This window comes from Mucilaginibacter aquariorum (genome assembly GCF_024498135.1).
In the GTDB taxonomy this organism is placed as follows: Bacteria; Bacteroidota; Bacteroidia; order Sphingobacteriales; family Sphingobacteriaceae; genus Mucilaginibacter; species Mucilaginibacter aquariorum.
Genome location: NZ_JANHOH010000001.1, coordinates 165,902 through 180,824 on the forward strand (window position 1 = coordinate 165,902; position 14,923 = coordinate 180,824).

General features: G+C 43.0%; 10 protein-coding genes. 6 read left to right on the forward strand and 4 right to left on the reverse strand.

Annotated elements, in window-relative coordinates; translation table 11 throughout:
* The first annotated feature begins 201 nt into the window (after positions 1–201).
* The 3 genes from NPE20_RS00625 (at position 202) to NPE20_RS00635 (ending at position 2,083) form a co-directional block, all read left to right on the forward strand.
* Positions 202–1,059 carry a helix-turn-helix domain-containing protein gene (locus NPE20_RS00625; RefSeq protein ID WP_256536653.1) on the forward strand — a complete coding sequence of 286 codons (858 nt, stop codon included), beginning with the start codon at positions 202–204 and terminating at the stop codon, positions 1,057–1,059.
* Between the two features lie 187 nt (positions 1,060–1,246).
* On the forward strand, positions 1,247–1,465 hold the full coding sequence (locus tag NPE20_RS00630; RefSeq protein WP_256536654.1) for a putative antibiotic biosynthesis monooxygenase: 219 nt from the start codon (positions 1,247–1,249) through the stop codon (positions 1,463–1,465).
* A 21-nt stretch (positions 1,466–1,486) separates the two neighbouring features.
* Positions 1,487–2,083: a short chain dehydrogenase gene (locus NPE20_RS00635; RefSeq protein ID WP_256536655.1), complete on the forward strand. Its 597-nt coding sequence runs from the start codon at positions 1,487–1,489 to the stop codon at positions 2,081–2,083.
* Positions 2,084–2,250: 167 nt separating this feature from the next.
* Here the strand turns inward: NPE20_RS00635 and NPE20_RS00640 are convergent, their stop codons facing one another.
* From NPE20_RS00640 to NPE20_RS00655, 4 genes are all read right to left on the reverse strand, one after another.
* On the reverse strand, positions 2,251–2,817 hold the full coding sequence (locus NPE20_RS00640) for a PAS domain-containing protein (protein WP_256536656.1): 567 nt from the start codon (positions 2,815–2,817) through the stop codon (positions 2,251–2,253).
* 102 nt (positions 2,818–2,919) lie between these two features.
* A complete protein-coding gene (locus tag NPE20_RS00645) occupies positions 2,920–4,014 on the reverse strand; it encodes a mechanosensitive ion channel family protein (protein WP_256536657.1) in 1,095 nt (364 codons plus the stop codon).
* A 2-nt stretch (positions 4,015–4,016) separates the two neighbouring features.
* Positions 4,017–5,804, reverse strand: a complete 1,788-nt coding sequence (locus tag NPE20_RS00650) for a glycoside hydrolase family 15 protein (RefSeq protein WP_256536658.1) — start codon at positions 5,802–5,804, stop codon at positions 4,017–4,019.
* A gap of 65 nt (positions 5,805–5,869) precedes the next feature.
* On the reverse strand, positions 5,870–6,241 hold the full coding sequence (locus NPE20_RS00655) for a response regulator (RefSeq protein WP_256536659.1): 372 nt from the start codon (positions 6,239–6,241) through the stop codon (positions 5,870–5,872).
* A gap of 84 nt (positions 6,242–6,325) precedes the next feature.
* On the opposite strand from NPE20_RS00655, the gene glgX reads away from it, so the two are divergent.
* From glgX to treY, 3 genes are read left to right on the forward strand one after another with little or no spacing between them, the layout of a single operon-like run.
* Positions 6,326–8,470, forward strand: a complete 2,145-nt coding sequence (glgX, locus tag NPE20_RS00660) for a glycogen debranching protein GlgX (RefSeq protein WP_256536660.1) — start codon at positions 6,326–6,328, stop codon at positions 8,468–8,470.
* A 3-nt stretch (positions 8,471–8,473) separates the two neighbouring features.
* On the forward strand, positions 8,474–10,291 hold the full coding sequence (gene treZ / locus NPE20_RS00665; RefSeq protein ID WP_256536661.1) for a malto-oligosyltrehalose trehalohydrolase: 1,818 nt from the start codon (positions 8,474–8,476) through the stop codon (positions 10,289–10,291).
* Between the two features lies 1 nt (position 10,292).
* Positions 10,293–14,492, forward strand: a complete 4,200-nt coding sequence (gene treY / locus NPE20_RS00670; protein WP_256536662.1) for a malto-oligosyltrehalose synthase — start codon at positions 10,293–10,295, stop codon at positions 14,490–14,492.
* The last annotated feature ends 431 nt before the right edge of the window (positions 14,493–14,923 follow it).

A 14,923-nucleotide genomic window follows, 5' to 3' on the forward strand; every position in this document is an offset into this window, starting at 1 on the left:
TTTTTAGAATTAAATGCCTTCATCTGACGGTATCCTTCTTGTTTTATTTTAAAGCTGCTGCCAAACTTATTAAGCCGACTTGCCATTATATCTTCCTCTGCAAGGATACCACTGATTATCGGCGATAATTGAATTGTTTAATTACATTTGAAACCGGTTTACCCTGAAATGTCTATGAACCACTTTTAGAAATGTTAAAACATGGAAAAAATTCCGATTAGGCATATTAACACCACCAGGGAAGAACCCACTCTTTCCGGATCCTTCAGCATCCGCGACGTCCGCAATTTACTCGATGGAAAGGACATGGTACAGGAACTCCACCGCCATGATTTCTATTACCTACTGGTTTTAGAAAATGGAGCGGGCAATCACAATATCGACTTTTCACCCTATAGCATCACTGATCATACAGTTTTTTTTATGCGCCCGGGCCAGGTTCATCAACTCGTGCTGGAAGCAGAAAGCACAGGCTATCTGCTGCAATTCAAAGGCGAATTCTATTCGCCAAAAAACAAAGTATCCAATCAGTTATTGCGGAAAGCCAGCCATACCCATCATTATCAGTTTGATGCGGATGGATTTAAAAGACTGCTTTCGATATTAACGTACATCTTTCAGGAGTCCATCGACAAAAATGAAAGATTTGAAGAAGTAATAAAAGCAAATTTGGATATTTTGTTTATAGAATTGATTCGGCGGCAAGGCAGCACGCCGACAGCAAAGGTCAGCCTTTATTTGCAGGAGCGACTTGATAAATTCTTTGAGCTGTTAGAAACGCATATTTTAACTCATAAACAAGTTGCCCGATATGCGGAAATGCTGAATCTTTCTGCTTACCAGTTAAATGCCACCGCTAAAGCAGCCCTGGGCAAAACCTGTTCAGAACTTATTAATGAACAGATCATCCTCGAAGCTAAAAGGTGCTTGCTGGCTACTTCTAACCAGATCAACCAAACAGCTTACCGCCTTGGTTATGAGGATGTTTCTTATTTTATCCGTTTCTTTAAAAAGCATACCGGCTATTCGCCCGAGGCCTTCAGGAATAACTTCCGATAAATCTTATATAATCCCATCTTTACTATCCGCATTTACTACCGAATTACATTTGAGCAAAGCGCGAAAAAAAAAGCGATAAGATCAATTGACAGGGTTTATTTGAGTAATGTCCTGTACAACTTATTTTTTGTCCTACCCGCCGGCTATTGGCCAAGCTACTTTTGTAACAGCAAATCATTTATGAATTATGACTACAAAAGCAAAGTTGATCGCCTCTTTAAAAATATGGCTGGTGATCTATCCATCAATCACCTTGTTCCTATACTTATTCGGACAATCCTTAGCCGTTCTGCCCTTATATCAGCGTACACTATGGTTAACCGTAGTACTGGTTCCCTGGATCGTTTTTGCAGGCCTGCCCTTAATCAACTTCATCATTTCACTAACCGCAACAAAAAATAAATAGTTATAAAAAAACAAAAACAGCATGAAAATAATCATTGTAGGCGCAACTGGTACCATGGGTAAATACCTTACCGGCGCATTTGAAAAAGAACACGAAATCATCAGGATCGCTTCCAAAGGTGGCGATATCCAGGCAGATATCACCTCCACAGAATCTATAGAAAGTATGTTTAGGCAAGTTGGGCCATTTGACGCACTTATTTCTACAGCCGGCCCTACTTATGTAGGCCCCTGGAAAAAAATGACCGACCGGGAATTCAGAAAAGGTATAGACGGAAAACTGATGGGTCAGGTTAATTTAGTGCTGATAGGCCAACACTACATCAACCCCAAAGGCTCATTTACGTTGATCACCGGCGCTTTAACCGATGAACCACAACTGAACTTTGCTAATGCTTCGGCTGCCAACGGCGCCGTGGAGGGCTTTGTGCGTGCCGCAGCCATTGAACTGGAGAACGGGATCCGTATAAATGCCGTCAGTCCAACTGTGATTGAAGATTCACCCCAATATTTCCCTTTCTTTCCTGGAGAAATACCAACCACCATGCAACAACTGGAATATGGCTTTCGCAAAAGCGTGTTCGGCGCACACACCGGGCAGGTAATCAAAACTTATTAAGGTGAACCGCTGTTTTACAGACGTATTTCGTCGATCATCAGTTTCGTTTTACACGAGCCTACATTTAATGATCTCTTTATATAGGATACGCTCCCTCTAAACGCAGCAAGGATCATATAGAACAGAAAGAGCGGGAGTGAACGGCAATCTTTTTTATTCTGCCGTAATTAAACGACCTGCTCTTTTACGTTTTTAACCATTGCCATAACGTTACCGCCCTTTTGTGTACGGATCAGGTGTGAAGTGATATGCACACCGATAAACGTTCCATCTTTTTTTCGATGTCGCCAGATCCCGTTATCGTTCATGCCCGGTTGCAGTTCCCTAACGGATGTATGAACAGCGTTGACATCCTCGGGTGGGCCGATATCCAATATGCTCATATTAAGAAATTCTTCCCGGTTATAGCCATAAAAGTTAATAGCAGCTTCATTAACTGCCTTAAAGACAAGGGTACGGAGGTCAATGATCCACATGGGATTTGGATTGTCGTCAAAATAACTACGGTAACGCCGTTCGCTTTCCGCGAGGCGCCTGGTGTGTAGCAGGATGAGTTGGTACAAAAGCACGCCGGTAAGCAGCACATAACCTATACCTTTAACGCTGCTAATGAACAATACCACCTTTAAATCGAAGTGGCTTTGCAGCGCCAGTAATAATTTATCGCTAAGCGTGATCCATAAGATACCTGCAACAACATAAATCAACGCTATTTTAAGTGCTCCTGACCTCATTAACCCGAATATAGAAAATTTACGTCTTAATCTCCTAATGCAAAAAGAACATTCACTTCAAAACAGCCGGTTTTCGCTAAACCAGTATCATACAAATCTGTTTCATTGATCCGGCTTAATGTCTTTAGGATCAATGTTGATCCCATACCTGTGCCTTGGCAGGCTTTCGCTGAAGTTATCCGCCAAAAACTTTATCAGATTTTCTCTTACATAACATCTCAGATCGAACGCCTGTGATGAATTGCGGGCGCTTACCAGGGCGCGTAGTTCCAGCGTATTCTCTTTGGCATCGGTCACCTGCAAAATTCCCACCCGTTGGTCCCACAGGGGAGATGCTTTTAATAAACGTGTTAATTCTCCCCTAAGCTTGTCAACCGGTACATTGTAGTCAACATATAAAAAAACAGTCCCCAAAATCTCGGCGGTAGTCCGTGTCCAGTTTTGGAAAGGCTTTTCAATAAAGTAATTAATTGGCAATATTAGCCGCCGCTGGTCCCATATGTTTAAAACCACATAGGTAAGTGTAATATCTTCAACCCGGCCCCATTCTCCTTCTACTACCAGTACATCATCAATCCTAATAGGCTGGGTAAATGCTATCTGGAAACCGGCCAGCAGGTTACCCAACGATTTCTGGGCCGCAAACCCAATAATAATACCACCTATACCTACACCAGTAAGCAAACCAGCGCCAAGTTTTCGCACACTCTCAAAACTCAATAAGATCAGGGAAAGTGTTACAAGGATAATGATGACGATAGCAACTCTTCTAACAAATTGCAGCTGGGTACGTATCTTACGTTCCTTTAAATTATCCTCCTTATTGAAATCGTATTTATAAAAAATGTAATCCTCCAGGATCTTTATCGAATTCATTAATATGCTGGCGAATGATATGATCAGCATTATACCCAGCCATCTTTTTATATCGTCCTCATAAACATCTTTTAAGGCAAGGTAGGGGAGTAAAATAGTGAGTGTTAATAGTGGTATAAAGAAGTTTAGCGATCTGCTTAAATGCGTTACTAATGATTTTAAAAAGGAGTAATCGGCATTTTTTCTGTTTTTGTAATAGTTGAGCAACAGGGTAACTACAAATTTAACCACCAGGCCAATAAGTAAAGCAAAGCAAATCAGCAAAAGGTTCCATAACCAGTGCGGTAAATGTTTTGTCCAGGAATTTATGTGGTCTTCCATAGTTATAAAAATGTAGGCCGGTCAAGTTTGATGGCTATCCGGTAGGCCGCGTTCATCAGGCCAACGTGGCTGTAAGCTTGTGGAAAATTCCCCCACTGACTGCCAGTCTGTTCATCCACATCCTCGCTGAACAGTAGCAGATGGTTACAGTATTTCATCAACTTTTCAAACTCGCGTATGGCATCGTCTATCCGGCCCACACAGGCGAGTGCTTCCACATACCAAAATGCACAGATCAGGAAAGTTGTTTTCGGCTTACCGAAATCATCGCTATGGATATACCTGTAAAAGAGGCCGCCATCAGTTTTAAGTTCTTTTTCTAAAGCGGCGAGGTGATCTTTGGCTTTTTGCGATTCGGGATCAATGTAGTTCATCATAATAAGCTGTAGCGTGCTGGCATCCAGATGGGGGCTGCCCGCTGCATGCGTATATACCTTGCGTTCGGCGTCGTAGCAGCTTTCTATATGTACTGCCGCCCTTGCCTTAAGGTCGCGTGCCCTGGTAGCCAATTCATCATTGCCAATAGTAAGCGCGATCTTTTCGGCCGCGTTACAACCCGCCCATTGAAACAGGTTACTGTAGCAGTGTATATGCGCGATATTGCGGAACTCCCAGATACCCGCGTCTTTTTCGTCGATAGTACGCTCTATTTTATTTAATATCGAAGCTATCCACTTATCGGAATCTTTCCGTTCGCTAAAAATAAAACGATGATCGGTATATAATGGCAGCAATGATATTAGCACCTGGCCGTAGATATCATTCTGCACATGCTCGGATGCCTGGTTGCCAATGCGGACCGGCTTGTTACCCATATACCCATCCAGGTGCTCCATGATTGTTTCCGTAAGGTCTTTCTTTCCGGTTATGCTATATAAAGGTTGATACCTGAAACTATCGCCTGCTGAGAGTGAAATATCGGCCACATAGCTGAAATAACGCTCCATTTCCTCAAAATGCCCAATGTGGTTAAGCGAGGTTAAAACATAGTAGGTATCGCGGAGCCAGCAATACCGGTAATCCCAGTTACGCTCACTCCCCGGAAATTCGGGCAGGCTGCTGGTGCTGGCTGCAATAATGGCGCCGGTATCCTCATACTGGTGTATCTTTAGAACCAATGCCGAGCGGATCACATAGGGCTGATAAAATGTAGCGATAGAGGAGTGCTTTATCCAAAGGCGCCAGTAATCAATAGTCTCGCGCAGGTACTCTTCTGATGTGCTTACTAATGATCCTTCAAACTCGCCCCCGTAGTTTAACAGCAGGTATTTGGTTTCATTAAGCGAGAAGTATTCTTCGTCAATAAGGTAGGTAAGCGGGATATTTGATGTTAGCGTCATCTTTTCCCCGCAACCCATAAATTCGATAGAATCGCTGCCTTGTAAACGATCTTGTTTCAAACGGCCATAATCACACACCGGGTTGCATTTAACTCTTATATGCGGCGTACCTTCAATTGCCTCTATCTTACGTATCAGTATAAGCGGTTTAAGATACCTGCCGTGTTTAAGAAAACGCGGGGCAAAATCGGTAACCCTGTATTTGCCATTAGCACAGGTTATCTCGGTGCGCAATACGTTGGTGTTTTCTAAATAGATCTGTTTTGTAGAAAATTCGCCCTTTGGCAAAATAGAAAACTCACCGCCCTTTTTATTATCCAACAGCCCCCCAAATATAAATGGGCTATCAAAACGCGGCCAGCACATCCATTCGATATTAGTGTTTTTATTTATGTGAGCCAAAAATGCGCAGTTCCCAATTAAACCTGTTTGATACGTGTGTTTTTCCATTAAGCAACTTTAAATTATCATACCAACAACAATAATTTATAATTGTTACCAAAAAAAACATTTGCCTAATGCGCATGATGCGGCTGTAGCAGATTGATGATAGCTGCGGCTAAATGCTGCACATCTGTGGGCTTGTTAACAATGGCATCGCATCCAAACTTGGTTGCTATACGATCTATAGTTGTGTACTCGGACAGTAACACAATAGGCAGATCACGTAGTTGCGGGTCCGACTTTACCTGGTGACACAGGCCGCCGCCGTTTTCGTCATTTAATATAAAATCTATAACTAAAACGTCGGGTTTGTGTTGTTTAATTTTCTGCAGCAGGTCTTGGGTGCATTCGTTTACTTCTACTTCTGCATTTAGTAACGAAGAATTAGCACATAATAGCTCTTGAACTGTTGCATCGGTGCTGATTAATAATATTCTTTTCATAAGTTATAATAGAATAATACAAATGAAATGAATTTGTTTGAAAAATTATCGTTATAAGAAAAATTGTAATCTAAAAAACAATTTATGGAAAAAACCATTAAAAGAAATATGGTAAAAAAAATATACCCAGGTAAACCTTATCCACTTGGTGCCACATGGGATGGCAAAGGTGTAAACTTTGCGTTATTTGCTGAAAATGCCACAGGAGTAGAACTGTGCCTATTTAACGACGAAGGAAACGGCCAAACTGAGGAAAGAATACATATTGCAGAACGCACACATCAGGTATGGCATTGTTATGTGCCCGGAATTAGTCCGGGGCAACTTTTTGGGTACCGGGTTATGGGCGACTATGACCCGGCGTCGGGCCATCGTTTTAATCCAAACAAGCTATTGATCGATCCGTATGCAAAGGCATTATCCGGAATTGTAGACTGGCACGATTCACTGTTTGGTTACGAGGTTGGCCATCCCGACGAGGACATGAGTTTCAGTGAAACTAATAGTGCGCCATTTGCGCCAAAATCTGTAGTTGTTAATAATGATTTTAATTGGGAGGGCGACCAGCCTCCACGAACCCCTTATCACCAATCCGTGATTTACGAAATGCATGTTAAAGGATTTACGCAGCAACATCCGGATATACCCGATGAAATACGCGGAACATACGCGGCGATAGGCCATCCTGTTGTTATAAAATATCTAACAGGTCTTGGGGTAACAGCAGTAGAGTTGATGCCTGTACACCAAAGCATTGCTGATAGGCACCTGGTAGAAAAAGGACTTACCAATTATTGGGGTTATAATACTATAGGTTTTTTTGCACCCGATATACGGTACGCAGGCGAGGTAGATAAAGGCATCCAGGTTCAGGAGTTTAAGGAGATGGTTAAAGAACTCCATAAGGCTGGCATCGAGGTGATACTCGACGTTGTGTATAATCACACAGCCGAAGGTAACCATTTGGGCCCCACATTGTCTTTTAAAGGGATTGATAATGCATCTTACTACAGGCTTGTTGAGGATAATAAGCGTTATTATAATGACTACACCGGCACGGGCAATACGCTGAATGCTATGCTGCCTAATGTGTTAAGGTTTATTATGGACAGCCTGCGCTACTGGATAGTAGAAATGCATGTAGATGGTTTCCGGTTTGATCTGGCGGCCACGCTTGCCCGGGAATTGCACGATGTTAACAGATTGAGCGGATTTTTTGATATCATCTATCAGGATCCGATTATATCGCAGGTAAAGCTGATAGCTGAGCCTTGGGATGTTGGCGAGGGCGGATACCAGGTTGGTAACTTCCCGCCGGGTTGGGGCGAGTGGAATGGAAAATTCAGAGACTGCGTTAGGGATTATTGGATAGGGGCAGATAGTATGCTGGGGGAGTTTGGGCAGCGATTTACAGGGAGCCCAGACCTATATCAGGATAACTACCGCAAGCCTACTGCAAGTATTAACTTTATTACCGCGCACGATGGCTTTACACTAAATGACCTTGTTTCCTACAACGAAAAACATAACGAAGCAAATGGTGAAGATAATAATGATGGCGAAAACCATAACCGTTCATGGAATTGCGGTGCTGAAGGGCCAACAGACGACCCTGAAATAATCAAACTAAGAGACCGGCAGAAGCGTAATTTGTTAACCACGCTGTTTTTATCGCAAGGTGTACCGATGCTGGTTGCCGGTGATGAATTTGGCCGTACACAACAAGGGAATAACAATGCTTACTGCCAGGATAATGAAATATCATGGTTAAACTGGGCCGAAGCTGACCATGATCTGCTGGCATTTACATGTGAACTTATACGGTTGCGTAAAGACCACCCCGCTTTTCGCAGGCGCCGCTGGTTTCAGGGGCAGCCGGTTAAAGGTAAAGGACTTGAAGATATAGCATGGTTTTTACCTGAAGGTACAGAAATGGAAGATGAGAACTGGAACCATGATTTTGCCCGTTCCCTGGGCGTGTTTTTAAATGGCAAGGGCTTACACTCTGTAGGGCCGGAGGGTGAGCACATTATAGATGATGATTTCTATGTTATTTTTAATGCTCATCACGAAGCGCTGGAATATAAAATCCCCGAAAAACTACTTGGGCAGAATTGGAAAGTGATATTGGATACCGGTCATGAAGGCACCATAGGTCAAACCTTAAATGAGCGGGAAAGTATTTCTGTAGAGGGCTTATCTATTGTTTTATTGTGTAATCCCCGTTAAATAATGGAAAATGACAAGGAGTTAATTACACAACCAGGCCTTACTTTTTTAGACGATGGTTCGGCCTGCGTAATGCTTTGGACGCCACATTTACAGGGGTCTGCCGTTTATCTTCCGGAAAAAAATCTTACCCTCCCGTTATCAAGAGGCCAGCGTGGTTATTGGCAGTTGATAACCACTGAAATACAACCGGGCGATCATTATCAGATTTTGACAGATGATGGTCGAAAATTGCCCGATCCGGCTTCCCTTTCGCAGCCTCAGGGTGTTCATGGCCCATCGCAGGCAATTGATTTGAACGAATTTGAATGGAGCGATGAGGCATGGCAAAATCCGTTATTAGAGGAATACATTATTTACGAACTGCATACCGGCACTTTTACTGTTGAAGGGAATTTTGAAGCGATAAAAAGTAAACTGCCTTATCTAAAAGAATTGGGCATAACCGCTTTGGAAATTATGCCGGTAGCACAGTTTCCGGGCGATCGCAATTGGGGGTATGACGGCGTTTTTCCCTATGCGGTGCAAAACTCGTATGGTGGTGCCAAAGAACTAATGTCGCTGGTAAATGCCTGCCATGATACTGGTATCGCCGTGATTTTAGATGTGGTTTATAACCATATTGGTCCGGAGGGTAACTATCTTCCTGCTTTTGGCCCTTATTTTACCGATAAATACCACACGCCATGGGGCAACGCCGTAAACTTTGATGATGCGCATAGTGACGAGGTACGCCACTATTTTACCCAGAACGCGCTAATGTGGTTCAGAGATTTTCACATAGATGCACTTCGTATGGATGCGGTGCATGCCATAAAGGATTTGAGCCCTAAACATATTTTGCAGGAAATAAGGGAAGCGGTGGATGAGTTAATGGATAACACAGGCAAAACTCATTACCTTATTGTCGAATGTGATTTAAACGACAGGCGATTTATCGATCCTATAAAACAAAGCGGCTATGGTATGGATGCGCAATGGATAGATGAGTTTCATCACTCGTTAAGGGTAGCAGCGGGCGGGGAGCGAAACGGATATTATAGTGAGTTTAATGGAATAGGTCATTTAGCTAAATCGTACAGGGATGCTTATGTGTATGACGGGGTCTATTCTGAGGGGCGTGCCAAAACGTTTGGCACTAAAACGGATAATCCGGGCCGGCAGTTTGTGGTCTTCTCTCAAAACCACGACCAGGTTGGTAACCGCATGCTTGGCGAACGGAGCAGCACCTTATTCAGCTTTGAGACACAAAAGCTCTTGGCAGGCGCGGTTATGGTGAGCCCTTATCTGCCCATGTTGTTCATGGGCGAAGAATATGGCGAGGATAATCCCTTTCTGTACTTCGTAAGCCATACCGATGAAGAGTTGATAGCGGCAGTGCGGAAAGGCCGTAAAGCAGAGTTTGCCTCTTTCCATACGGAAGGTGAGGCCCCAGATCCTCAATCTGTAAAAACCTTCGAAAGGTCAAAGCTAAACTGGAACAGTCTTGATGATCCACAACATAAAGTTGTGCTGGGTTATTATAAAACACTTATTGAAGTAAGAAAACAACTCCCCGCTTTGCATAAGCTTAATCGAAACCAGTTAAATGTAGAATATAATGAGGAACAGCAAACATTACAGCTCCACCGTTGGGAAGGTGCACAACATGTATACTGTCTTATGAATTTCTCTGAAGAGCAGCGATCAACAACGTTGCCATTAGAACCTGGTAAATTAAAGTTAATCCTCAACTCGGCTGATGCACGATGGAACGGCCCGGAACAGGGGTTGTCTCCTACTGTTATTCAACCCCAGTCCATTATTATTTATATTAATTAATATGTTTAACCCGGTATCCACATATCGTATCCAGTTTCATAAAGATTTTACCTTTAGGCACCTTGATGGGGTAATCCCATATCTTGTTAAATTGGGTGTTAAAACCCTTTATGCATCACCCATATTTAAGGCTGTGCCCGGCAGCAATCATGGTTATGATAATGTTGACCCGTTATGCATAAACCCGGAGATAGGCACGCTTGATGAATTAAAACAGGTAAGTGCGAAACTAAACACCAATGGTATTAGCTGGTTACAGGATATAGTGCCCAACCATATGGCGTTCCATCATGATAATGCCTGGTTAATGGATGTTTTAGAAAAAGGGCCGCTGTCGTTATACCGCAATTATTTCGACCAAAGCCTGGCAGATAATGACTTGTTCCAGGGCCCGCTTATGGTTCCATTTTTGGGCGATGAACTGGAGGCTGTGATCGATAAGGGAGAACTCGAGATTGTTTGGAACGTAGATAAGCTTGTGTTCAAATATGCGGAGCAATACTGGCCGCTTAATTTCAAATCGTACTTAGATATACTACAACCGGGTGAAGACGAAAAGTTAGATTCGTTAGCGGTACTTGTTGAACAGATGGAGCAACTTACTAAAACAGAGGATGCCGAAATCTTTTCAAAAGCAGCCGCAGAACTGAAATTACAGTTCAGTGCGTTAATGAAGAATGAACAATTTAACAAGCACCTGCAAGGCTGCCTTCAACGGGTAAACAAGGACAAAGCGCAGTTAAAGATGATTGCCGGGCAACAGTATTATTGCCTTTGCAGCTGGCAGGAAACGGATCAGCAGATCAATTACAGGCGGTTTTTTACGGTCAACAGCCTGATTTGCTTAAATGTACAGCACGAGGAAGTTTTTGAACATGTTCACCGGTTGATTGCTGACCTGTTAAAGGATAATATTATACAGGGCTTACGTATAGATCATATAGATGGATTATATGATCCTGAGGGATATTTACAGCGTTTAAGGGCTTTAGCAGGTGATGATACCTATATAGTGGTCGAAAAAATACTGGAGCAGGAGGAAGAGCTGCCGCAACAGTGGCCAATACAGGGCAGTACGGGATATGACTACCTGGCGCAGGTAAATAATCTATTCACAAATCAAAAAAGCGAAAAAGCGTTTTCATCATTTTACCAACAACTTACAGCCGACGACAGGCCGGTAAAAAAGCAGATACGTGACAAGAAAAACCTCATACTGACACAACACATGAACGGTGAGCTGGAAAATCTTACCCGGTTGTTTATGGAGGCCGGCCTTGCAAATGGAAAGCTTAGAGGCGAAAAAGGACGGACAGCATTAAAGCAGGCGATCGGTTTGCTGCTTGTTCACTTCCCGGTATACCGTTTTTATGGCAATCAGTTGCCACTGAGCAAGGATGAAAGTAAGCGTTTGAAGGCCGTATTTGAAGAAATCAAAGAAAGATACCCGGCATTAAGCGCAGCGGTTAAATTATTACGCAAAGCGTTCACAGATCCGCGCGCCGACAGGGCACATAGTGAAAAGGCGCTGAACTTTTACCAGCGTTGTATGCAGTTTACAGGCCCTTTAATGGCAAAAGGTGTAGAGGATACGTTGATGTATACTTATAACCGCTTTGTTGACCATAACGAGGTTGGCGATTCTCCGGAGGCCTTTGGCTTAGCCATTAATCAATTTCACCGTTTAATGCAAAAACGGCAGGAGCAATGGCCTCTGGCCATCAACGCTACATCTACGCACGATACCAAGAGGGGTGAGGGCGTTAGGGCCCGCCTCAATGTGCTTACTAATATTCCCGCAGAATGGCTCAGTACGGTTAACGATTGGCGGGTTTCAAATGCCCGGCTTAAAACCAACGGATCGCCTGATGAAAATGATGAATATTTTATCTACCAAACCATTCTTGGCTCATACCCCATGCCGGGGGAAGAGGAAGAAACCTTCCCCCAAAGATTAGACGAATATCTGGAGAAAATGCTTCGCGAAGCCAAAAGACGCTCCAGCTGGGCCGAACCAAATGAAGACTATGAAAACGCCGCAAAGAAATTTGCCGCGGGTTTGCTGGATAAAAAAAGCCCTTTTTGGAAGACATTCGCAAAACTTCATAAAAAGGTTAGCGAATTGGGTATTGTAAATGCGTTGTCGCAATTGGCATTAAAGGTAATGTGCCCGGGAGTACCGGATATTTACCAGGGATGCGAGCATTGGGACCTCAGCCTGGTTGACCCCGATAACCGCCGGCCGGTTGATTATAGCCTGCGGGAAGAGCTACTAAACACAGCCGAAACAACAGTACAGGTAAGTGAGATGTGGAAGGATCGCTTCAACGGGCAGATAAAGGTCTGGTTGACTGGTAAACTGCTCCAATTGCGTGCGGCGCATCCTGACCTATTTAGTAAAGGTGATTACATCCCGTTAAAAGTTACAGGTAAGTATAAGAATGAACTAATAGCATTTGCCAGGGCCTATCGCGATATTTGGATAGTTTTGATCGTGCCGGTTGATATAGCAGCTATATGCGGCGACGACCTGGCAGCCCCAATTGATTGGGCAGATACGCAGGTAGTCTTTCCAAAAGATGCTCCGGTGACATGTACCGATGAGCTATTAAATAAAAATATCAAGTTTAACGGTACGGTAAACCTCAGTGAAATCATAAGTGAGGTTCCAGTGGCGGTTTTGAGGCTAAATAATCCCTTTAAAGGGCGAAATGCGGGCGTTTTAATGCACATAACATCCCTGCCCGGCGATTTTGGCATAGGGGATCTTGGTCCGCAGGCATTTAAGTTTGCCCGGCTGTTACATGCCAGTAAGCAGCAGTACTGGCAAGTACTTCCATTAAACGCGACCAGCGCTGCGGACGGTTATTCACCCTATAGTTCTTATTCAAGTCAGGCCGGTAATGTCTTATTAATCAGCCCGGAACAGTTGGCGGAAGACAAGCTGTTAAGCCCGAAAGACCTCCGGTCAACCCGGTTGCCGAAGAGTAGCACAGTAGATTTTGAAAAGGTAGAGGTAATAAAATCGAAATTGCTCGATAAAGCCTGGCAGAATTTTCAGGCTGATAGCCGGCATCCTCTTCATTATGGCTTCGCCGTATTTTGCGAAACAGAGGCCGCCTGGTTGAATGATTTTGCATTGTATTCGGTTCTTAAACAACAACATAGCAACAAACCATGGCATAAATGGCCGGCTGCGTTTAAGTATAGGGAACCCGAAGCTTTGCAAAAGTTCTCTGCCGATAACGAGGATGCCCTAAGTAAAGAAAAATGGCTTCAGTTTATATTTCACCGGCAATGGTATAGCTTGAAAACTTATTGTAACCGATTAGGCATCAACATATTTGGTGACCTGCCATTTTATATCAGCTATGATTCTGCGGACGTTTGGGCAAATAAGGAAATATTTGACCTTAATGAAAAGCTCGAAATGAATAGCGTATCAGGTGTGCCACCCGATTATTTTAACGAGAATGGCCAACGCTGGGGTATGCCTACGTTTAACTGGGCAAAACTTAAAGAATCGAATTATGACTGGTGGGTAAAAAGGATCGCCAAAAACCTAAAATGGTACGATTTATTGCGCCTGGATCATTTCCGGGCGTTTGCCGCTTATTGGAGTATCCCGGCAGACGATAAGACAGCTGTCGGCGGTAAATGGATGAGCGGGCCTGGGAGCGATTTTTTTCATGTGCTTAAAACGAAATTTGAAGATTTGCCCTTTGTTGCCGAAGACTTGGGTGATATCGATGAATCGGTTTGCCGGCTTGCCAGCCAATTTAATTTACCTGGGATGAAAGTATTACAGTTTGCCTTCGGGGATGATATACAGCATTCTGCATACATCCCGCATCATCATTCTGAAAATTATTTTGTTTATACAGGTACGCATGACAATAACACAACGCTTGGTTGGTATAAAAATGAAGCAGGTGCAACAGTACATCAAAACTTAAAAAAATACACCGGTAAAAATGTTACATCGAAAAATGTTAACGAGGTACTCATTAAAACCGCGTTTGCATCGGTATGTAAAACGGCGATAATTCCGATACAAGATTGGCTCAAGCTTGATGAAAATTCGCGTATGAACATCCCGGCGATAGAAGAAGGTAACTGGATATGGCGGTTAACGAACAAGCAGCTTGCAAAATACCCTGTTGAAAAAATAAAAACCTGGACTGAGTTTTATAATCGTTAGGCTATATATTGCTTGCCTGTTTCTATGGCGATATTTAAATGACTACATATAGCTATTGATACCCCAATATTATCTGTTTATATTTAATTAATAGTTAATGCATTGCCTTGCGCTTATTGTATTTTCTATAGATGAAGTTTGACTTTTGAAAATATGTCAACTTGCCCGTCCCTTCTCACCTTTGTGCAATCTCAAATTCTAAGTATGAGTCGTCGTCAAACGATATGATTTTGATCGGTTCAATTGAATTTATATATGTTGTTATAGGATAAATGGTTTTACAGATATAGCAAGAGATAAGTGTTAAAAAAATCAAATTCTTTACGCTGGGTATTTATTAGTTTGGGGGGCTTTTTACTGTTTGTTGTTTGTTTTTATTTTTTGATACAAAACAATAAGCAGATAAATATTTCACTTCCCGTGTATTTTAT

Excerpts from the sequence above, each read along its gene's own strand:
- NPE20_RS00625 (WP_256536653.1), top strand. The coding sequence starts at position 202 with ATGGAAAAAATTCCGATTAGGCATATTAACACCACCAGGGAAGAACCC.
- NPE20_RS00630 (WP_256536654.1), top strand. The coding sequence starts at position 1,247 with ATGACTACAAAAGCAAAGTTGATCGCCTCTTTAAAAATATGGCTGGTG.
- NPE20_RS00635 (WP_256536655.1), top strand. The coding sequence starts at position 1,487 with ATGAAAATAATCATTGTAGGCGCAACTGGTACCATGGGTAAATACCTT.
- NPE20_RS00640 (WP_256536656.1), bottom strand. The coding sequence starts at position 2,817 with ATGAGGTCAGGAGCACTTAAAATAGCGTTGATTTATGTTGTTGCAGGT.
- NPE20_RS00645 (WP_256536657.1), bottom strand. The coding sequence starts at position 4,014 with ATGGAAGACCACATAAATTCCTGGACAAAACATTTACCGCACTGGTTA.
- NPE20_RS00650 (WP_256536658.1), bottom strand. The coding sequence starts at position 5,804 with ATGGAAAAACACACGTATCAAACAGGTTTAATTGGGAACTGCGCATTT.
- NPE20_RS00655 (WP_256536659.1), bottom strand. The coding sequence starts at position 6,241 with ATGAAAAGAATATTATTAATCAGCACCGATGCAACAGTTCAAGAGCTA.
- glgX (WP_256536660.1), top strand. The coding sequence starts at position 6,326 with ATGGAAAAAACCATTAAAAGAAATATGGTAAAAAAAATATACCCAGGT.
- treZ (WP_256536661.1), top strand. The coding sequence starts at position 8,474 with ATGGAAAATGACAAGGAGTTAATTACACAACCAGGCCTTACTTTTTTA.
- treY (WP_256536662.1), top strand. The coding sequence starts at position 10,293 with ATGTTTAACCCGGTATCCACATATCGTATCCAGTTTCATAAAGATTTT.